This is a genomic window from Streptomyces sp. A3M-1-3 (assembly GCF_024213665.1).
Classification (GTDB): Bacteria; Actinomycetota; Actinomycetes; order Streptomycetales; family Streptomycetaceae; genus Streptomyces.
In genome coordinates, this window is record NZ_JANAVP010000002.1 from 102068 (window position 1) to 122488 (window position 20421).

Sequence of the window (20421 nt, forward strand, 5' to 3'; positions counted from 1 at the left end):
CGATCTCTCTCAGCGTACGTCCGCCCCACCGAGGCGCTCCCCGGCGGCGATGCGTACGCCACGCGCCCAGTCGGCGGCGCGCATCGGCTTCTTGCCCTGCGGCTGGACCCAGAGCAGCTCGACGGCGTGGGAGCCGGTGCCGGTGTACACGTTGTTCTTTCCGACGGACAGCTCGCCGGGTGCGAGGCCGGTCCGCTCGGGCAGCAGCTCGATGGAGACCAGCTTGAGCCGCTCGCCGCGGAACAGCGTCCAGGCACCGGGCGCGGGCGTGCAGCCGCGCACCAGGCGGTCGACGCGGAGCGCCGGGGCGGCCCAGCCGACCTGGGCGTCCTCGACGTTGATCTTCGGCGCGAGCGAGACGCCGTCGGCGGGCTGCGGTACGGCCTTGAGCGCGCCGTCCGCGATGCCGTCCATGGTCGCGGCGAGCAGTCCGGCGCCCGCGAAGGCGAGCCGGGTCAGCAGGTCACCGCTGGTGTCGGTGGGCCGTACGGTCTCGGTCAGCACGCCGTACACCGGGCCCGAGTCCAGCCCCTCCTCGATCAGGAAGGTGGACGCGCCGGTCACCTCGTCACCGGCCAGCACCGCGTGCTGTACGGGGGCCGCGCCGCGCCAGGCGGGCAGCAGCGAGAAGTGCAGGTTGACCCAGCCGTGGGCGGGGATGTCCAGGGCCGACTTCGGGAGGATCGCGCCGTAGGCCACCACGGGGCAGCAGTCGGGCGCGATCTCGCTCAGCCGCGCCAGGAAGTCGGCGTCGCGCGGCCTGACCGGCTTGAGCACCTCGATGCCGGCCTCCTCGGCGCGCTGGGCGACCGGGCTGGCCACCAGCCTGCGGCCGCGCCCGGCGGGCGCGTCGGGCCGGGTGACGACGGCGGCGACCTCGTGCCGGCCGGAGGCGATCAGTGCGTCCAGGGCGGGTACGGCGACCTCGGGGGTGCCTGCGAACACAAGCTTCACTGGGGTTTACCTCGCTATCTCGTGCCGACGAGCAGCGCACCAGTCTATGGGCCCTGGTGTGAGGGGGTGTCCTCCGGATCAGGCCGGGTCAGCCTGCGGCGTCTGGTGCGGTGCATCGCAAGGCGAAGGAGGGAGTCGATGCGGTGGGGGCACCCCCAGCGGTAGCTGGGGGACATCGGCGACCGACGACAACGCGGCGAGGTGCCGTGCCAGGCATCGCAGGCCCGGCCTGATCCGGAGGGCACCCCCTCGGGGGGCGTACGCACGCCCGTGCGCCCCTCGCATATGCCCATACGCCCCCACAGCGTGACCACAACGACCGGTGGAGCGTTGGGGTCAAGAGAGATTGACCGAAAGCGGGCCGCTGTCGGCGGCCCCATCCGTTTCCACGCCGGTTCGAGAGGCTTGTTCATGGCCGACCACGCAACCCACGACGCCCAAGCGCGGGCCAGCCTGCACCTGCTGGTGCGGGACATCGAGCGGGTCCGCCGGCAGGTGGACGCGTTGCGCACGCTCACCGCCCAGCTCGGCAACGTCTACCGTCCGCGCCGCTCCGGCCCCTCCACGGGCTTCGTCGTGTACGGCCGGGCCCCCGCCCCGACCGTCCGCCTCGCCCAGGAGCTGCGGGACAGCGTCGAGACCCTGGTCACCGCGGCGGTGGACTTCGACCGCTCGCTCGGTTTCTCGTGGGACGCGGTGGGTTCGGCGCTCGGCGTCACCAAGCAGGCGGTGCACCGCCGTTACGGTGCCAGGCGCGCGGCGGCGCAGTCCGGCGCGGCCGAAGTGGCCGAGCACCCGGCCGAGGCGGCGACGGCCACCGCGACCCGCCCGCTGCCGGTCGGGCCCGGCCTGCCCGCGGTACCGGCGGCCCGGTCCATGCCGTCGCAGCCGACGTCGGGCAGCCAGGCGCTGCGCGAAGAGGCCCGGGCCAGCGCGTTCCCAGGCCCGCGCAACGGCTGACACCCCTGCCCCCGCCGACTCCGGCCGGGGGCAGCCGTCTGTGCACGGCCCGCCGCCCGTCGGGGGCCCGCCCGCCGTGACCCGCCCGCCGTGACCCGGCCGCCCTCTGAGGCCGCGCCCCGGAATCCGCCCGCTGCGCCCCGCCCCGGCCCCCGTCAGCCGATGTCCGGGGGGTCGATCCTGATGCGTACGGGATCTTCTCCCGCACGCGCCAGCCGTGCCGCCTGCGCCGACTTGAGGGCGGCGGCCAGCGCGGCGCCGCTCCCCGGCGGTACGCGGAGCAGTGCCCGCTCCCATACCTCCCCCGGCGGAGGATCGCCGGGCCTGCGGGGTCTGGCCGGGTCCACGACAGGCAGCGGTACCGGGCCCAGTACCTCGGCGTCCCGGGGTAGTTCGGCGGACGCGAGGAACGCCGCCAGGGCCTCCGGGCGGCCGGACACCGCCGCCATCCGGGAGACGGGCGGGAAGCCCAGCTCGGCCCGCTCCGCCAGCTCCCGCACCGCGTGCCCCACCGGATCCCAGCGCACCAGTGCCTGGACGGGCCGCAGCGTCGGCTCGGCGACCACCACGACCGTGCCGCCCTCGCCCTGTCCCCGTACCAGCGAGGCCGCCCCGATCCAGCGCCGCAGCGCCTCCTCCCCCGCCCGGAGGTCCGGCCGCCCGAGCATCGCCCAGCCGTCGAGCAGCAGCGCGGCCGCGTAGCCGCCCTCGGCGACCGGCTCCGCACCCGGCGTGCTGACCACGAGCGCCGGGCCGGCCGGCACGGTGTCCAGTACATGCTCGCGCCCGGACGTACGCACCGGAACCGCCGGGAACGCCCGCCCCAGCTCCTCCGCGGTCCTTCGGGCCCCCACGACCTGCGCCCGCAGCCGGGTGCTTCCGCACTCCGGGCACGCCCGGCCGGACTCCGACCGCCCGCACCATCCGCAGTGCAGGGTCCGCTCGTCGGGTGCCTCCAGCGGTCCCGCGCAGTGCGCGCAGCGCGCCGGCGTGCGACAGCGCTCGCAGGCAAGCCTCGGCACGTACCCCCGGCGCGGTACCTGCACCAGCACCGGGCCGGTCTTCAGCCCCTCCCGTACGGTCTGCCAGGCGAGGCTCGGCAGTCGTGCGGCCCGGGCCGCCTCGTCCCGCGCCAGCTCGCCGTCGCCGACGGTACGGATCACCGGTGCGGCGGCCCGCACCTTGTCGCGATCGGCGGCCAGCGGCAGGGCCCAGCCGGTCTCGACGAGTTGGGCGGCCTCCACCGTGCAGGTCGTACCGCCGAGCAGGAAGCCGCACTTGTCGGTGGCCGCGCGCAGCAGCAGTACCTCGCGGGCGTGCGGCAGCGGCGCGTGCGGCTCGCTGTGGCTGGAGTCGCCGTCGTCCCAGATGGCGACCAGCCCGAGGTCGCGCACCGGGGCGAACATCGCGGCCCGGGTGCCGACCACCGCCCGCACCGAGCCCCGCCGTACGGCGAGCCACTGCCGGTAGCGCTTCTCCGGGCCGGCCTCGGCGGTGAGCAGTGCGTGCCGCCCCGCGCCCAGCACCTCGGTGAGCGCGGCGTCCAGCCGCGCGGCCGTCCGCCCGTCGGGGACGACGACCAGCGCTCCCCGCCCGGAGGACAGCGTCGCCGCGACGGCCAGGGCCAGTTCCCCGGGCCAGTGCGGCCCCGGAAGGGCGGTCCACACGGCACGTGGGGCGCCGCCCCGGGCGAGCGCCTGGAGGAACGCCGGGCCCTTCGCGTACCGCTCCCAGGTGCCGGGAGAAGGGGCGGCGGGGGCGGGCAGCGGCTCCGGAGAGGGTTTCGACTCGGCGCGGGAGTTCCGCGGGGGTATGGCGAGCTGCAGTACGTCGGCGAGGCTGCCCGCGTACCGGTCGGCGACCGCGCGGGCAAGCGCCAGCAGCTCGGGGCCGAGGACCGGTTCCGGGGAGACGACTCCGGCCAGTGCCGCGAGCGGGCCGTCGTAGTCGGACTCGGCGCGGCGCTCGACAATGAACCCGTCGATCAGTCCGCCGCCCTCGCGGCGCCCCTCGCGCACCCGGTGTGCCCCGGCGCCGAACCGTACTCGGACGCGGACGCCGGGCTGGGCGGCCTCGTCGAGGTCTGCCGGTACGGCGTAGTCGAAGAACTGGTCGAGGTGGAGCACGCCCTTGTTCACCAGCACACGGGCGACCGGCAGTTCACAGGCGAGTGCGGCGCCCCGCCAGGTGCGCGGCTTGGCCTTGGGCGCCTGCGCCTTGCGCACGGTCTCCCGGATGAGCGCAAGCTGCTCCGGCACCCCTGCGGCGGGGGCTTCGGGCTGCTCGTCGCTGCTGCTCACAGCCAAATTCCTACCAGACGCCACTGACACCGACGGCCCCGGACCGATCCGGTCCGGGGCCGTCAGGTGTCAGCAGGTGCGACTACAGGCCGACTGCCCTGCGCAGCGCGTCCACGCGGTCGGTGCGCTCCCAGGTGAAGTCCGGCAGCTCGCGGCCGAAGTGGCCGTACGCAGCGGTCTGAGCGTAGATCGGACGCAGCAGGTCGAGGTCGCGGATGATCGCGGCCGGGCGGAGGTCGAAGACCTCGCCGATGGCGTTCTCGATCTTCTCCACCTCGACGGTGTTGGTGCCGAAGGTCTCGACGAACAGGCCCACCGGCTCGGCCTTGCCGATCGCGTACGCCACCTGGACCTCGCAGCGCGCGGCGAGGCCGGCGGCTACGACGTTCTTGGCGACCCAGCGCATCGCGTACGCCGCCGAGCGGTCCACCTTGGACGGGTCCTTGCCGGAGAACGCGCCGCCACCATGACGGGCCATGCCGCCGTACGTGTCGATGATGATCTTCCGGCCGGTCAGACCGGCGTCACCCATCGGGCCGCCGATCTCGAAGCGCCCGGTCGGGTTGACCAGCAGCCGGTAGCCGTCGGTGTCCAGCTTGATGCCGTCGTCGAGCAGCGCCTTCAGCTCCGGCTCCACGACGAACTCGCGGATGTCGGGAGCGAGCAGCGAGTCCAGGTCGATGTCGGACGCGTGCTGCGAGGAGACGACGACGGTGTCCAGGCGGACCGCCTTGTCACCGTCGTACTCGATGGTGACCTGGGTCTTGCCGTCCGGGCGCAGGTACGGGATGGTCCCGTTCTTGCGGACCTCCGAGAGCCGGCGGGAGAGCCGGTGCGCCAGGTGGATCGGCAGCGGCATCAGCGCGGGCGTCTCGTCGCACGCGTAGCCGAACATCAGGCCCTGGTCGCCCGCGCCCTGCTTGTCGAGCTCGTCCTCATCACCCTCGACACGCTTCTCGTACGCCGTGTCGACGCCCTGGGCGATGTCGGGGGACTGCGCGCCGATGGACACCGAGACGCCGCATGAGGCGCCGTCGAAGCCCTTCTTCGAGGAGTCGTAGCCGATCTCGAGGATCTTCTCGCGCACGAGGGAGGCGATCGGCGCGTACGCCTTCGTCGTCACCTCACCGGCGATGTGCACCAGACCAGTGGTGATCAAGGTCTCGACGGCGACGCGGGAAGTCGGGTCCTCGCGGAGGAGCGCGTCGAGGATCGTGTCGCTGATCTGGTCAGCGATCTTGTCGGGGTGGCCCTCGGTGACAGACTCCGAGGTGAACAGGCGGCGGGACACATCGCTCCCTGGGGTTGCAGCGGCTGCTGGCTGATCATTGGTGGACCAGACCGGAGGCTGCGCCCGGCGTGGTTCCGTGACCAGTTTATCTGGCGCTTCCGTGCAGCGGACCACTCGTCTCGCTCCGTGGGAGCTCTGTGACCTGCGGCACTGAATTCTGCGGTACGACGATCGTGCCCGACAAGGGGGCGGATTGCCGCTCTTGCCCGATTGGAGACGCCCGGTAGAACGAATATAGAAATTCACCCGAGCCGAGGCACCACGAGGTCCCAGACCGTGTCGGCGAGGTCCTCCTTGGGACCGAACGGGACGGGTGTCTCCTCGCCGTCGGCGGCGAGCACCACGGCTTCGCTCTCCTCCGAGCCGAACGTCTTGCGCTCCCCCACCTCGTTGACGACGAGCAGGTCGCAGCCCTTGCGGCGGAGCTTGTCCCGGCCGTTGGCGAGCACGTTGTCGGTCTCCGCGGCGAAGCCGACGACGACCTGGCCGGGCCGCGCCCGCTCGGCGGAGATCTCGGCGAGGATGTCGGGGTTGCGCTCCAGGACGACCGGCGCGGGTTCCTGTCCGTCCTCCTTCTTGATCTTGCCCTCGGCATAGCTGGCGGGCCGGAAGTCGGCCACAGCCGCGGCCATCACCACCACGTCGGCGTCCGCCGCCGCCTTGAGGACCGCCTCGCGCAGTTGCACGGCCGTGCCGACGCGGACGACGTCGGCGCCCGCCGGGTCCGGCAGTCCGGTGTTGGCCTCGATCAGCGTGACCCTGGCGCCCCGGGCGACCGCCGTACGGGCGAGGGCGTAGCCCTGCTTGCCCGAGGAGCGGTTGCCCAGGTAGCGCACGGGGTCAAGCGGCTCACGGGTGCCGCCCGCGCTGATCACGACATGCCGGTCGGCGAGGTCCCGCGTGCCGGTGCCGCGCGCCAGCACCCGACGGCAGACCTCGAAGATCTCGTCCGGGTCGGGCAGCCGGCCCTTGCCGGTGTCGACGCCGGTCAGCCGCCCGACGGCGGGCTCGATCACGACCGCGCCACGGCGGCGCAGCGTCGCGACGTTCTCCTGAGTGGCGGGGTGTTCCCACATCTCGGTGTGCATCGCCGGCGCGAAGACCACCGGACAGCGCGCGGTGAGCAGCGTGTTGGTCAGCAGGTCGTCGGCGAGGCCGTGGGCGGCCTTGGCGAGCATGTCGGCGGTGGCGGGGGCGACCACCACCAGGTCGGCGCTCTGGCCGATCCGTACGTGCGGAACCTCGTGGACGGCGTCCCAGACCCCGGTCGAGACGGGGTGGCCGGAGAGCGCGGACCAGGTCGCCGCCCCGACGAACTGCAGCGCCGAGTCCGTCGGCACCACCCGTACGTCGTGGCCCGACTCGGTCAGCCGCCGCAGCAGCTCGCACGCCTTGTACGCGGCGATGCCGCCACTCACCCCCAGTACGACTCTGCCCAGTACGGCCCTGTCGGCCTTCGGCTTGTCCACTGCGTCTCCCCGCACTCGGCTGCGTACCCCCGCCTACCTATGACACACCACAGGCCCGGCAGTCACTCCCCCTCGCTGACGCTGGGAGGTGCCCCTGCCGGGCCTGGATGAAGTAACTCTGACGCCTACTGGGCCGGGCCCTCGATGGCCTCGGAAGTCAGCAGACCCGCGTTGATCTCACGCAGGGCGATCGAGAGCGGCTTCTCGTGGACGTGGGTGTCGACGAGCGGACCGACGTACTCGAGCAGACCCTCGCCGAGCTGCGAGTAGTACGCATTGATCTGACGCGCACGCTTGGCCGCGTAGATCACGAGGCTGTACTTCGAGTCAGTTGCCTCGAGCAGCTCGTCGATCGGCGGGTTGATGATGCCCTCGGGCGCAGTGATGGAAGAGGACACGCTCTAGCCTTCCGAAGAAACTTCAGGGAAATGCGGGAAAACAGACAAAAGATCAAACAACTTGCATCAAGGCTAGCAGCTCACGGGCTACGTCCTCGACGGAGGTGTTGACCAGGGTGGTGTCGAACTCGGACTCGGCCGCGAGTTCGATCTTGGCGGCCCCGAGCCGGCGCTCGATCACCTCGGGCGCCTCGGTGCCCCGGCCGGTGAGCCGGCGGACCAGCTCGTCCCAGCTCGGCGGCGCGAGGAAGACCAGCTGGGCCTCCGGCATGGACTCCCGGACCAGCCGGGCACCCTGCAGGTCGATCTCGAGCAGCACAGACTCGCCGGCCTCCAGGTGCTCGAGTACCGCGCGCCTGGGCGTGCCGTAACGGTTGCCCGCGAACTCGGCCCACTCCAGCAGCTCACCGTTGGCGACCAGCTTGTCGAACTCCTCGTCCGTGACGAAGAAGTACTGGACGCCGTGACGCTCACCGGGGCGCGGCTTTCTGGTGGTGGCCGACACCGAGAGCCAAACCTCGGGGTGGACTTTGCGCATATGCGCGACGACCGTGCTCTTTCCCACCCCGGAGGGGCCGGAGAGCACGGTCAGCCGCGGACGAACCTCTGCTGCCATGGAGCAGATTATCCAGGTTCTCAGGGGTGCCTGAGAACGTCAGGCGGCACTGCCGCCGAACTCGCGCTCCAAGGAGGCGATCTGGTTGGATCCGAGGCCGCGCACACGGCGGCTTTCGGAGATGCCGAGTCGCTCCATGATCTGCTTGGCGCGGACCTTGCCCACGCCCGGGAGCGACTCCAGGAGGGCGGAGACCTTCATCTTGCCGATGACGTCGTTCTCCTGGCCGTGCTTGATGACCTCGTGAAGGGAGGCGCCGGAATGCTTGAGTCGATTCTTCACCTCGGCCCGCTCCCGGCGAGCCGCGGCGGCCTTTTCGAGCGCGGCTGCGCGCTGTTCAGGGGTAAGGGGCGGAAGAGCCACGCCTACGTCACCTCGGATGTCGAACTGTCGGATACGGACCGGTGAGGAACCTGGTCGCCCCACACCGGGCGAGCAACGAGCACCCCATGTGCACGTTCGCTCTCGACGGAGACTAGCGGCCACAGGCGCTCCAGTCAGCGAGAAAAGACTAAAAGTCCTGGTCAGCATCGATCCAGCTGTACATTTCGGGCAAAATCACCCGGGATTCGAGCCAAGAAGTCCTCAAGCAGGCCGGTAACGCGCGGCGCTACGCGCCGTCGACCGCCTCGCGGACCTCGTCCGCGTACCGCGCCGCCGACTCACGCAGGGCCGTCGCGTCCGGACCGTGGCGGAGTACGCCGCGGCTCACACTCGGCACCACGTTGCCCACCGCCGCGCCGAAGACGCCCGGCAGGTCGGCCGGCGTCGCGCCCTGGGCGCCGATGCCGGGGGCGAGCAGCGGGCCGTTGATGTTCAGGTCCGCGCCCGGGTCGCCGAGCGTCGCGCCGACCACGGCTCCGACCGAGCCGAGCGGCTGCGCGCCCTCGTTCTCGGCGGCCATGTGGTCGAGCATCACCTGGGCCAGCGAGCGGCCGTCGGCGGCGGTCGAGCGCTGCACCTCCGCGCCCTCGGGGTTGGAGGTCAGGGCGAGGACGAAGACGCCGCAGCCGTTGATCACGGCCGCGTCCAGCGCCGGACGCAGCGAGCCGAAGCCGAGGTAGGGAGAGACGGTCACCGCGTCCGAGAAGAGCGGCGAGCCCTTGTGGAGGTAGGTCTCCGCGTACGCGCCCATCGTGGAGCCGATGTCACCGCGCTTGGCGTCCATCAGGACCAGCGCACCGGCTTCCCGCGCCTCCTCGACCGCCTTCTCCAGTACGGCGATGCCGCGCGAGCCGAAGCGCTCGAAGAACGCGGACTGCGGCTTGAGGACGGCGACCCGGTCGGCCAGCGCCTCGACGACCGTACGCGTGAATCGCTCCAGGCCCGCGATGTCGTCGTTCAGGCCCCAGGCCGCGAGCAGTGACGCGTGCGGGTCGATACCGACGCAGAGCGGGCCGCGGGTGTCCATGGCGCGGCGCAGCCGGGCGCCGAAGGGTTCGGTGGTCACGGGGTGGCCTTTCGGGTCTCGGCGCCGACGGCCTCGGCGAGGGTGGCGTACGGGGAGGCCTGCAGCCGCGCCGCCAGGCCCTTGTTGACGGCTCGGGCCCAGAAGGGGCCCTCGTAGACGAACGCGCTGTACCCCTGGACGAGGGTGGCGCCGGCCAGGATGCGCTGCCAGGCGTCCTCGGCGTTCTCGATGCCGCCCACCCCGACCAGGGTGATCCCGCCGCCCACACGCCCGTACAGGCGCCGCAGGACCGCCAGGGAGCGTTCCTTGACGGGGGCGCCGGAGAGCCCGCCGGTCTCCTTGACCAGAGCCGCCTCGGACTTCAGGCCGAGGCCGTCGCGCGCGATGGTGGTGTTGGTGGCGATGACGCCGTCCAGAGCGAGTTCCACCGCGAGGTCCGCGACGGCGTCGATGTCCTCGTCCGCGAGGTCGGGCGCGATCTTGACCAGGAGCGGGACGCGGCGGTCGGTCACCGTACGGTCGGCGGCCTCGCGTACGGCGGTCAGCAGCGGGCGCAGCGACTCGGTGGCCTGGAGGTTGCGCAGGCCGGGGGTGTTCGGCGAGGAGACGTTGACGACGAGGTAGTCGGCGTGGGTGGCGAGGCGCTCGGTGGAGGTGACGTAGTCTCCGACCGCTTCGGCCTCGGGGACGACCTTGGTCTTGCCGATGTTGACGCCGACCGTCGTACGGAAGACGGGGTTACGGGTCGCCAGGCGCTCGGCGACGGCCGCCGAGCCTTCGTTGTTGAAGCCCATGCGGTTGATGAGCGCGCGGTCCGCCACCAGGCGGAACAGCCGCTTCTTGGGGTTGCCGGGCTGCGGCTGCGCGGTGACCGTGCCGATCTCGACATGGCTGAAGCCGAGCATGGCCATCCCGTCGACGGCGACCGCGTTCTTGTCGAAGCCGGCCGCGAGCCCGAACGGGCCGTGCATCCGCAGGCCCAGCGCCTCCGTACGCAGCGACTTGTAGCGCGGCGCGAGGACGGCCGCGATGAACGTCCGCAGTACGGGGACACGGGCGGCGAGGCGGATCCAGCGGAAGGCCAGGTAGTGGGCCTGCTCGGGGTCCATCCGCTTGAAGACCAGGTTGAAGAAGAGCTTGTACATGGTGTGCCTTCTGGGCGAGGGGCGGGCGAGGTGCTCACGAAGAGGGGGACACCGCATGCGGTGTCCCCCTCGTGCGCCCTACTCCTCGCGGGCCGCGATCAGATGCTCCGCGTGTTCCTGGAGGGAACGGACGCCGACGTCTCCGCCGTTGAGCGCGTCGATGCCCTGGACGGCGGCCGCGAGGGCCTGGACCGTCGTCAGGCACGGGACCGAGCGGGCGACGGCGGCGGTGCGGATCTCGTAGCCGTCGAGGCGGCCGCCGGTGCCGTACGGGGTGTTGACGATCAGGTCGACCTGGCCGTCGTGGATGAGCTGGACGATGGTCCTCTCGCCGTTCGGGCCCTCGCCCTCGCTCAGCTTGCGCACCACGGTGGCGTTGATGCCGTTGCGGCGCAGCACCTCGGCGGTGCCGGAGGTGGCGAGCAGCTCGAAGCCGTGGGCGACGAGTTCGCGGGCCGGGAAGATCATCGAGCGCTTGTCGCGGTTGGCGACCGAGATGAACGCGCGGCCCTTGGTGGGCAGCGGGCCGTACGCCCCGGCCTGGGACTTGGCGTAGGCCGTGCCGAACACCGAGTCGATGCCCATGACCTCGCCGGTGGAGCGCATCTCCGGGCCGAGGACGGTGTCCACGCCGCGCCCCTGGATGTCGCGGAAGCGGCTCCACGGCATCACGGCCTCCTTGACCGAGATCGGCGCGTCGAGCGGCAGGGTGCCGCCGTCGCCGTTCCTCGGCAGCAGGCCCTCGGCGCGCAGCTCGGCGATGGTCGCGCCCAGCGAGATCCTGGCGGCGGCCTTCGCCAGCGGGACCGCGGTCGCCTTCGAGGTGAAGGGGACGGTCCGCGAGGCGCGCGGGTTGGCCTCCAGGACGTACAGGATGTCGCCGGCCATGGCGAACTGGATGTTGATCAGTCCGCGGACTCCGACACCGCGCGCGATGGCCTCGGTGGAGGCGCGCAGCCGCTTGATGTCGAAGCCGCCGAGGGTGATCGGGGGCAGGGCGCAGGCCGAGTCGCCGGAGTGGATGCCGGCCTCCTCGATGTGCTCCATCACGCCCCCGAGGTAGAGCTCGGTGCCGTCGTAGAGCGCGTCGACGTCGATCTCGATCGCGTCGTCGAGGAAGCGGTCGACCAGGACCGGCCGGGTGGGGCTGATCTCGGTGGACTCGGCGATGTACGAGGAGAGGCGGGTCTCGTCGTACACGATCTCCATGCCGCGGCCGCCGAGCACGTACGACGGGCGCACGAGCACCGGGTAGCCGATCTCGTCGGCGATGGCCTTGGCCTCGTCGAAGGTCGTCGCGGTGCCGTGCTTCGGGGCCGGCAGGCCCGCCTCGGCGAGCACGCGGCCGAAGGCGCCGCGGTCCTCTGCGGCGTGGATGGCCTCGGGCGGGGTGCCGACGACCGGTACGCCGTTGTCCTTGAGCGCCTGGGCGAGGCCCAGCGGGGTCTGGCCGCCGAGCTGGACGACGACGCCGGCGATCGGGCCGGCGAGGGACTCGGCGTGGACGATCTCGAGGACGTCCTCCAGGGTGAGCGGCTCGAAGTAGAGCCGGTCGGAGGTGTCGTAGTCGGTGGAGACGGTCTCGGGGTTGCAGTTGACCATCACGGTCTCGTAGCCCGCGTCGCTGAGCGCGAAGGAGGCGTGGACACAGGAGTAGTCGAACTCGATGCCCTGGCCGATGCGGTTCGGACCCGAGCCGAGGATGATCACGGCGGGCTTCTCGCGCGGCGCGACCTCGCTCTCCTCGTCGTACGAGGAGTAGAAGTACGGGGTCTTGGCGGCGAACTCGGCGGCGCACGTGTCGACCGTCTTGTAGACCGGGCGGACGCCGAGCGCGTGCCGGACCTCGCGGACGACGTCTTCGCGCAGGCCGCGGATCTCGGCGATCTGGGCGTCGGAGAAGCCGTGCCGCTTGGCGTCGGCGAGCAGCTCGGGGCCGAGCTTGTCGGCGCCGGCCAGCTCGTCCGCGTACTCCCTGATCAGGAAGAGCTGGTCGACGAACCACGGGTCGATCTTCGTGGCGTCGAAGATCTCCTGCGGGGTGGCACCGGCCCGGATGGCCTGCATGACAGTGTTGATCCGGCCGTCGGTGGGGACCTTGGAGATCTCCAGCAGCTCGGCCCTGTCGCCCGGGTCACCGATGAAGGTGAACTGCGAGCCCTTCTTCTCCAGCGAGCGCAGCGCCTTCTGCAGGGCCTCGGTGAAGTTGCGGCCGATGGCCATGGCCTCGCCCACCGACTTCATGGTGGTGGTGAGGGTGGCGTCGGCGAGCGGGAACTTCTCGAAGGCGAAGCGCGGCACCTTGACCACGACGTAGTCGAGGGCGGGCTCGAAGGACGCCGGGGTCTTCTCGGTGATGTCGTTGGGGATCTCGTCCAGCGTGTAGCCGACGGCGAGCCGGGCCGCGATCTTCGCGATCGGGAAGCCCGTGGCCTTGGAGGCGAGCGCCGAGGAGCGGGAGACGCGCGGGTTCATCTCGATGACGATGATCCGGCCGTCGTCCGGGTTGACCGCGAACTGGATGTTGCAGCCGCCGGTGTCGACGCCGACCTCGCGGATGATCGCGATGCCGATGTCGCGCAGCCGCTGGTACTCGCGGTCGGTGAGGGTCATCGCCGGCGCGACGGTGATCGAGTCGCCGGTGTGCACGCCCATCGGGTCGAAGTTCTCGATGGAGCAGACGACCACGACGTTGTCGTGCTTGTCGCGCATCAGCTCCAGCTCGTACTCCTTCCAGCCGAGGATGGACTCCTCCAGGAGCACCTCGGTGGTCGGGGAGAGCGTGAGGCCCTGGCCGGCGATGCGGCGCAGCTCGTCCTGGTTGTGGGCGAAGCCGGAACCGGCGCCGCCCATGGTGAAGGACGGGCGGACGACGACCGGGTAGCCGCCGAGCTCGTCGACACCCTTCAGGACGTCTTCCATCGAGTGGCAGATGACCGAGCGGGCGGACTCGCCGTAGCCGATCTTGGCGTTGACGGCCTCGACGACCCCCTTGAAGAGGTCCCGGTCCTCGCCCTTGTTGATCGCCTCGACGTTGGCGCCGATGAGTTCGACGTTGTACTTCTGCAGGACGCCCTGCTCGTGCATGGAGATCGCGGTGTTGAGCGCGGTCTGGCCGCCGAGGGTCGGCAGCAGCGCGTCTGGGCGCTCCTTGGCGATGATCTTCTCGACGAACTCCGGGGTGATCGGCTCGACGTACGTGGCGTCGGCGATCTCCGGGTCGGTCATGATCGTGGCCGGGTTGGAGTTGACCAGGATGACGCGCAGGCCCTCGGCCTTCAGGACGCGGCAGGCCTGGGTACCGGAGTAGTCGAACTCGGCGGCCTGGCCGATGACGATCGGGCCGGAGCCGATGACCAGGACGGACTGGATATCGGTGCGCTTAGGCACGCTGGCCCTCCATGAGCTCTACGAAGCGGTCGAACAGGTACGCGGCGTCGTGCGGGCCCGCGGCCGCTTCGGGGTGGTACTGGACGCTGAATGCCGGCTGGTCGAGCAGCTGGAGGCCTTCCACCACGTTGTCGTTGAGACAGACGTGGGAGACCTCGGCCCGGCCGTAGGGCGTGTCGGAGACCTTGTCGAGCGGTGCGTCGACGGCGAATCCGTGGTTGTGCGCGGTGACCTCGACCTTGCCGGTCGTACGGTCCTGGACGGGCTGGTTGATGCCCCGGTGGCCGTACTTCAGCTTGTACGTGCCGAAGCCGAGCGAGCGGCCGAGGAGCTGGTTGCCGAAGCAGATGCCGAAGAGCGGGGTCTTGCGCTCCAGGACCGCCTTGATGACGGTGAGGTCGGCGGTGGCCGGGTCGCCGGGGCCGTTGGAGAGGAACACGCCGTCGGGGTTGACCGCGTACACCTCCTCCGCAGTGGCGGTGGCGGGCAGGACATGCACCTCGATGCCGCGCTCGGCCATCCGGCGCGGGGTCATGCCCTTGATGCCGAGGTCTATGGCGGCGACGGTGAAGCGCTTGGTGCCGATCGCGGGGACGACGTACGCCTCGGTGGTCGCGACCTCGGCGGAGAGGTTCGCGCCCACCATCTCGGCGCCCTGGCGCACCTTGGCGAGCAGCATGCCGTCGTCGGCGATCGCGTTGCCGGAGAAGATGCCGACGCGCATGGCGCCGCGCTCGCGCAGGTGGCGGGTGAGGGCGCGGGTGTCGATGCCGCTGATGCCGACGATGCCCTGGTGGACCAGTTCCTCGTCGAGCGAGCGCCGCGAGCGCCAGTTGGACGGGACGCGGGCGGGGTCACGCACCACGTACCCGGCGACCCAGATCTTCTTCGACTCGTCGTCCTCGTCGTTGACACCCGTGTTGCCCACGTGCGGGGCGGTCATCACGACGACCTGACGGTGGTACGACGGGTCGGTCAGGGTCTCCTGGTAGCCGGTCATGCCGGTGTTGAAGACCGCCTCGCCGAAGGTCTCCCCCACGGCCCCGTAGGCGCGGCCGCGGAAGCTGCGGCCGTCCTCCAGTACGAGTACGGCGGGAGTCTTGCCGGCTCCCCGGGTGGAGGTGGTCATCGTGCGCCTTCCGTCGTGCTCTTCTGAGTGCTCAGCGTGCTGATGGTGCTGGTGGTGATCGCCTCGACCCAGGCGGCGTGCTCGGCCGCGCGGTCGGAGCGGAAGCCGGAGTCGATCAGCCGGTCGCCGTGCTGCCAGGTGACGATCAGCAGACCGCCCTCGGCGAGGACCTTCCCGGCGATGCCCTTGTCGAGCCTGGCCTCGCGCAGGGCCGCGGCCGGTACGAAGAAGTCGGCCGCCCCGGGGCGTACGACATCCAGGCCGGTGTCGGTCAGCGTCAGCTCGACGCGGCTGCGGGTGCCCAGGCCGTGCGCCACGATCCGGTCGAGCCACTGCCCCGCGGTCGTCGAGCCGTGGTAGCGGCCGTTGAGTGTGAGCAACGGCGGCTCGCCGCCTCCGTTGAGGGCGGTGGTGGGAGACGGGTGGGGCAGCCGGGCCTCGGGCAGGCCGTCCGGCCGGGTGATCAGCTCGGGCAGGTCGCCCTGCAGGGTGCCGCGCCACTTCCAGCCCTGGCGCATCAGCCAGTAGACGAGCGCGACGAAGAGCAGCAGCCCGACGACCCAGCCGATGCGCGCCGCCCAGTCGGTCACCTCCGCCGACTTCTGCTCGGCGGCGACGGCGGCCTCGGTCGCCCCGGCGGCCAGATTGATCAGTGCAGGTGTCACGCCAGCTTCCCGTCCACGACCGTTGCCCGGCCCCGCAGGAAGGTGTGGGTGACGCGTCCCGGCAGCTCACGGCCCTCGTAGGGGGTGTTGCGGCTGCGGGAGGCGAAGCCCGCGGGGTCCACGACTCCACGGTATGCCGGATCGACGAGGGTGAGGTTGGCGGGCTCACCAGCCGAGACGGGCCGTCCGTGGCCGTCCAGCCGGCCGATGGCGGCCGGGCGGAAGGACATCCGGTCGGCGACGCCCGCCCAGTCGATCAGGCCGGTCTCGACCATCGTCTGCTGGACGACGGAGAGCGCGGTCTCCAGGCCCACCATGCCCATGGCGGCCGCGGCCCACTCGCAGTCCTTGTCCTCGTGCGGATGCGGGGCGTGGTCGGTGGCGACGCAGTCGATGGTGCCGTCGGCGAGGGCCTCGCGCAGGGCCATGACGTCGGTCTCGGTGCGCAGCGGCGGGTTCACCTTGTAGACCGGGTTGTACGAGCGGACGAGCTCGTCGGTCAGCAGCAGGTGATGCGGGGTCACCTCGGCGGTGACGTTCCAGCCCTTGGACTTGGCCCAGCGGACGATCTCGACCGAGCCGGCCGTGGAGAGGTGGCAGATGTGCACGCGGGAGCCGACGTGCGCGGCGAGGAGGACATCGCGGGCGATGATCGACTCCTCGGCGACGGCCGGCCAGCCGCCCAGCCCCAGCTCGGCCGAGACGATGCCCTCGTTCATCTGGGCGCCCTCGGTGAGGCGGGGCTCCTGGGCGTGCTGGGCGACGACACCGTCGAACGCCTTCACGTACTCCAGGGCGCGCCGCATGATCACCGCGTCGTCGACGCACTTGCCGTCGTCGGAGAAGACCTTCACGCCCGCGGCGGAGTCGTGCATGGCACCGAGCTCGGCGAGCTGCTTGCCCTCCAGGCCCACGGTGACCGCGCCGACCGGCTGGACATCGCAGTAGCCGGACTCCCTGCCGAGCCGCCAGACCTGCTCGACGACGCCGGCGGTGTCGGCGACAGGGAAGGTGTTGGCCATGGCGTGCACGGCGGTGTAGCCGCCGACCGCGGCCGCCTTCGTACCGGTCAGGACCGTCTCGGAGTCCTCGCGGCCGGGCTCGCGCAGGTGGGTGTGCAGGTCGACGAGGCCGGGCAGCAGGATCTGGCCGTCGGCCTCGACCACGGTGGCGTCGCCCGCCTCGAGACCCGCACCGACCTGGGCAATGGTCTCGCCGTCGATCAGGACGTCCTGCGGCTCGCCGCCGAGGACCTTCGCGCCGCGGATAAGGATCTTGCTCATGGTTACTTGTTCTCCTCGGTATCCAGGGGCGGGCGCGTAGCGCCTCCGTCAAGGGTGGTGGCGGGCAACGGGCGGGAACTGATGGTGGTGACGGCGGGTTCGGCGCCGCCGAGCAGCAGGTACAGGACAGCCATGCGGATGCTGACGCCGTTGGCGACCTGCTCGACGGCCGTACAGCGGTCGGAGTCCGCCACCTCGGCGGTGATCTCCATGCCGCGGTTCATCGGGCCGGGGTGCATCACGATCGCGTGCTCGGGCATCCGCGCCATACGGTCGCCGTTCAGACCGTAGCGGCGGGAGTACTCGCGCTCGGTCGGGAAGAAGGCGGCGTTCATCCGTTCGCGCTGTACACGGAGCATCATCACCGCGTCGGACTTCGGCAGCACCTCGTCGAGGTCGTAGCTGACCTCGCACGGCCAGTGCTCCACGCCGATCGGCACCAGCGTGGGCGGCGCGACCAGGGTGACCTGAGCGCCGAGCGTGTGCAGCAGCAGGACGTTGGAGCGGGCGACCCGGCTGTGCAGGACGTCGCCGACGACGGTGATCCGGCGGCCGTCCAGGTCACGGCCGAGACCGGCGTCCGGGCCGACGAGGCGTCGGCGCATGGTGAAGGCGTCGAGCAGGGCCTGGGTGGGGTGCTCGTGCGTGCCGTCACCGGCGTTGACGACCGCGCCGTCGATCCAGCCGGAGGTGGCGAGCCGGTAGGGGGCACCGGAGGCGCCGTGGCGGATGACGACGGCGTCCGCGCCCATCGCCTCCAGGGTCAGCGCGGTGTCCTTGAGCGACTCGCCCTTGGAGACGGACGAGCCCTTCGCGGAGAAGTTGATGACGTCGGCGGAGAGGCGCTTGGCGGCGGCCTCGAAGGAGATGCGCGTACGGGTCGAGTCCTCGAAGAAGAGGTTGACGACGGTACGGCCGCGCAGGGTCGGCAGTTTCTTGATCGGCCGGTCGGCCACCCGGGCCATTTCCTCTGCGGTGTCGAGGATGAGGACGGCGTCGTCGCGGGTGAGGTCGGCGGCCGAGATGAGGTGGCGCTTCATCTGGGAGTGCTCCGGGGGTGAGGAGGGCGCAGGCATGCGGTCGGGCGGGCAGGCAGGCCGTACGCACCTGGATCGGCAGGGGCGTACGCGGCAGTTGCTACTGCTCGCCGGCCGGGGCGGTCTGCTGGACACCGAGCAGCACGGCGTCGCGGCCGTCCTCCTCGGCAAGCTGGACCCTGACCGTCTCCCGCAACGACGTGGGGAGGTTCTTGCCGACGTAGTCGGCGCGGATCGGAAGTTCGCGGTGGCCGCGGTCGACGAGGACCGCGAGCTGCACAGCGCGGGGCCGGCCGATGTCGCCGAGGGCGTCCAGCGCGGCGCGGATGGTGCGGCCGGAGAAGAGCACGTCGTCGACGAGGACGACCAGGCGTCCGTCGACGCCGTCACCGGGGATCTCGGTGCGGCCCAGCGTGCGGGCAGGGCGAAGCCGCAGGTCATCGCGGTACATGGTGATGTCGAGGGAGCCGACGGGAATCTTCCGGCCGGTGATCTCTTCGAGCTTGGCGGCGATCCGGCCGGCCAGGAACACACCGCGGGTCGGAATGCCGAGGAGCACCACGTCGTCGGCGCCCTTGGCGCGTTCGACGATCTCGTGGGCGATGCGGGTCAGTACCCGCGCGATGTCGGGGCCCTCGAGAACAGGGCGCGCCGCATCAGTATTGATGGCGTCCATACGAAACGGACCTCCTTCTCCGCCTCACGGGACGGACCTTAAAGGACGTCGGATTTACGCCACCCACGGTACCAGGGGCTTGCGCGGGACCTCCGGGCGCCCCTCGAAAGGCGCGGTCGTGAGCATTCGGCTTGACGCAGCCAAGTAACGCTGCGTAACCTCACAGTGAGTTACCAGCCGCGCGGCGCAGCCGCATGTTGTCACAGCGTCCGGGAGCGTTATGTCCAGCGAATACGCCAAGCAGCTCGGGGCCAAGCTCCGCGCCATCCGCACCCAGCAGGGCCTTTCCCTCCACGGTGTCGAGGAGAAGTCCCAGGGCCGTTGGAAGGCCGTGGTGGTCGGCTCGTACGAGCGCGGCGACCGTGCCGTGACCGTGCAGCGTCTCGCCGAGCTGGCGGACTTCTACGGGGTGCCGGTGCAGGAACTGCTGCCGGGCACCACACCGGGCGGCGCCGCCGAGCCGCCGCCGAAGCTCGTCCTGGACCTGGAGCGCCTCGCCCACGTCCCGCAGGAGAAGGCGGGCCCCCTCCAGCGGTACGCCGCGACGATCCAGAGCCAGCGCGGCGACTACAACGGCAAGGTGCTGTCGATCCGCCAGGACGACCTGCGCACGCTTGCCGTGATCTACGACCAGTCGCCGTCGGTCCTGACCGAGCAGCTGATCAGCTGGGGCGTCCTGGACGCGGACGCGCGGCGGGCCGTGGCCCACGACGACGTCTGACCGAACTGCAGAAACGTGCCGCCGGGACCGGCGAAGCCTTGTGGCTCCACCGGTCCCGGCGGTCTTTGCACCTGCGCGCCTGCGCCACCGCTCCCCTGCCTCCAAGCGAGCCCGCTCCGGGCAGTGGGCCCCACGGGCCGGCGGGCCGCCTGACGGCGCGAAGCTGCCACGCACGGACGGCAGGAGACCCGCAGCGCGAGCGCCCCGGGTGGTACGCCCCACGGGCCGGCAGGTGCCGACTTGACGGCGCGAAGCTGCCGCGCAGAGACGGCAGCTTGGCCCGCACGCGTGCGCTGCGGGCCCTTCGTACGGCCGGTGCGGCGTGGTCCAGGCCGGCAGCCCCCAGGCCCTGGTGCTCGGCAGCGAGGGGCGAGGGCGGCCGACACGGCGCCGCGACCGGCCGGGCCCGGCGACCGGCTCGTGAGAAGGCCGTCGCGGCGCCGCGACGGCCGGGCCGCGACAGCGAAGGGCCCGCGGCGCGACGCCGCGGGCCCTGTGCCGCTGAACCTCGCCGGAGGCCAGCCGTCGCTGAACCCCGCCGGGAGGCTAGCCGCGGCGCAGGCTCGGCTTGAGGTCCTTGAAGCGGCCCAGCAGGCCGTTCACGAACGCCGGGGAGTCGTCGGTCGAGAACTCCTTGGCGAGCTGCACGGCCTCGTCGATCACCACCGCGTCGGGGGTCTCGTCGACCCACACCAGCTCGTACGCCCCGAGCCGGATGATGTTGCGGTCCACGACCGGCATCCGGTCGAGCGACCAGTCCACCGAGTAGGTGGCGATCAGGTCGTCGATCCGGTCCGCGTAGTCCGCGTACCCCTCGACGAGCTGCATCGTGTACTCGTTGACCGGCGGCTGCCGGTCGTCCGTCCGGGCATGGCGGATCCAGTCCGCGAGGACCGTCTGCACGGACTCACCGCGCTGGTCGGCCTCGAAGAGGATCTGGAAGGCGCGCTTGCGAGCCTTGTTCCGGGCAGCCACG

At 71.4% G+C, this 20421-nt stretch carries 18 protein-coding genes; 2 read left to right on the forward strand and 16 right to left on the reverse strand.

The window, feature by feature from the left end; genetic code table 11:
* Positions 1-9 precede the first annotated feature (9 nt).
* The gene (fmt, locus tag NLX86_RS02380; RefSeq protein WP_254369864.1) at positions 10-954 is read right to left on the reverse strand and encodes a methionyl-tRNA formyltransferase; all 945 of its coding nucleotides are present in this window, start codon (positions 952-954) and stop codon (positions 10-12) included.
* A gap of 411 nt (positions 955-1365) precedes the next feature.
* On the opposite strand from fmt, the gene NLX86_RS02385 reads away from it, so the two are divergent.
* The gene (locus NLX86_RS02385; RefSeq protein ID WP_254369865.1) at positions 1366-1914 is read left to right on the forward strand and encodes a hypothetical protein; all 549 of its coding nucleotides are present in this window, start codon (positions 1366-1368) and stop codon (positions 1912-1914) included.
* Positions 1915-2069: 155 nt separating this feature from the next.
* On the opposite strand, the gene NLX86_RS02390 is transcribed toward NLX86_RS02385, so the two are convergent.
* From NLX86_RS02390 to pyrR, 14 genes are all read right to left on the reverse strand, one after another.
* On the reverse strand, positions 2070-4214 hold the full coding sequence (locus NLX86_RS02390; RefSeq protein ID WP_254369866.1) for a primosomal protein N': 2145 nt from the start codon (positions 4212-4214) through the stop codon (positions 2070-2072).
* Between the two features lie 82 nt (positions 4215-4296).
* Positions 4297-5505, reverse strand: a complete 1209-nt coding sequence (metK, locus tag NLX86_RS02395; protein ID WP_254369867.1) for a methionine adenosyltransferase — start codon at positions 5503-5505, stop codon at positions 4297-4299.
* A gap of 242 nt (positions 5506-5747) precedes the next feature.
* Entirely contained in the window at positions 5748-6989 is a 1242-nt protein-coding gene (gene coaBC, locus NLX86_RS02400) for a bifunctional phosphopantothenoylcysteine decarboxylase/phosphopantothenate--cysteine ligase CoaBC (protein WP_254369868.1), read from the reverse strand.
* A gap of 110 nt (positions 6990-7099) precedes the next feature.
* Positions 7100-7372: a DNA-directed RNA polymerase subunit omega gene (gene rpoZ / locus NLX86_RS02405; RefSeq protein WP_005319902.1), complete on the reverse strand. Its 273-nt coding sequence runs from the start codon at positions 7370-7372 to the stop codon at positions 7100-7102.
* A gap of 52 nt (positions 7373-7424) precedes the next feature.
* Positions 7425-7988 (reverse strand): guanylate kinase, encoded by a 564-nt coding sequence (gene gmk, locus NLX86_RS02410; RefSeq protein ID WP_254369869.1) that lies wholly within the window; start codon positions 7986-7988, stop codon positions 7425-7427.
* 39 nt (positions 7989-8027) lie between these two features.
* Positions 8028-8351, reverse strand: coding sequence for an integration host factor (locus NLX86_RS02415; RefSeq protein ID WP_254369870.1), 324 nt, complete (start codon positions 8349-8351; stop codon positions 8028-8030).
* A gap of 247 nt (positions 8352-8598) precedes the next feature.
* A complete protein-coding gene (pyrF, locus tag NLX86_RS02420; RefSeq protein ID WP_254369871.1) occupies positions 8599-9438 on the reverse strand; it encodes an orotidine-5'-phosphate decarboxylase in 840 nt (279 codons plus the stop codon).
* Positions 9435-10544: a quinone-dependent dihydroorotate dehydrogenase gene (locus NLX86_RS02425; protein WP_254369872.1), complete on the reverse strand. Its 1110-nt coding sequence runs from the start codon at positions 10542-10544 to the stop codon at positions 9435-9437. Before NLX86_RS02425 ends, pyrF begins: the two co-directional genes overlap by 4 nt.
* A gap of 78 nt (positions 10545-10622) precedes the next feature.
* Positions 10623-13934, reverse strand: coding sequence for a carbamoyl-phosphate synthase large subunit (gene carB, locus NLX86_RS02430; RefSeq protein ID WP_254369873.1), 3312 nt, complete (start codon positions 13932-13934; stop codon positions 10623-10625).
* Positions 13927-15063 carry a glutamine-hydrolyzing carbamoyl-phosphate synthase small subunit gene (gene carA, locus NLX86_RS02435; protein WP_254369874.1) on the reverse strand — a complete coding sequence of 379 codons (1137 nt, stop codon included), beginning with the start codon at positions 15061-15063 and terminating at the stop codon, positions 13927-13929. Before carA ends, carB begins: the two co-directional genes overlap by 8 nt.
* Positions 15060-15728, reverse strand: coding sequence for a hypothetical protein (locus NLX86_RS02440; RefSeq protein WP_254369875.1), 669 nt, complete (start codon positions 15726-15728; stop codon positions 15060-15062). The genes carA and NLX86_RS02440 overlap by 4 nt, the downstream gene beginning before the upstream one ends.
* Positions 15725-17011 carry a dihydroorotase gene (locus NLX86_RS02445; protein WP_254369876.1) on the reverse strand — a complete coding sequence of 429 codons (1287 nt, stop codon included), beginning with the start codon at positions 17009-17011 and terminating at the stop codon, positions 15725-15727. Before NLX86_RS02445 ends, NLX86_RS02440 begins: the two co-directional genes overlap by 4 nt.
* Before the next feature lie 2 nt (positions 17012-17013).
* The gene (locus NLX86_RS02450) at positions 17014-18051 is read right to left on the reverse strand and encodes an aspartate carbamoyltransferase catalytic subunit (protein WP_254369877.1); all 1038 of its coding nucleotides are present in this window, start codon (positions 18049-18051) and stop codon (positions 17014-17016) included.
* A gap of 97 nt (positions 18052-18148) precedes the next feature.
* Positions 18149-18724: a bifunctional pyr operon transcriptional regulator/uracil phosphoribosyltransferase PyrR gene (gene pyrR, locus NLX86_RS02455; protein WP_254369878.1), complete on the reverse strand. Its 576-nt coding sequence runs from the start codon at positions 18722-18724 to the stop codon at positions 18149-18151.
* A 220-nt stretch (positions 18725-18944) separates the two neighbouring features.
* Between pyrR and bldD the strand changes: the two genes are divergently transcribed.
* Positions 18945-19445: a transcriptional regulator BldD gene (gene bldD, locus NLX86_RS02460; RefSeq protein ID WP_254369879.1), complete on the forward strand. Its 501-nt coding sequence runs from the start codon at positions 18945-18947 to the stop codon at positions 19443-19445.
* 546 nt (positions 19446-19991) lie between these two features.
* On the opposite strand, the gene nusB is transcribed toward bldD, so the two are convergent.
* Entirely contained in the window at positions 19992-20420 is a 429-nt protein-coding gene (gene nusB / locus NLX86_RS02465; protein ID WP_254369880.1) for a transcription antitermination factor NusB, read from the reverse strand.
* Position 20421: the final 1 nt, after the last annotated feature.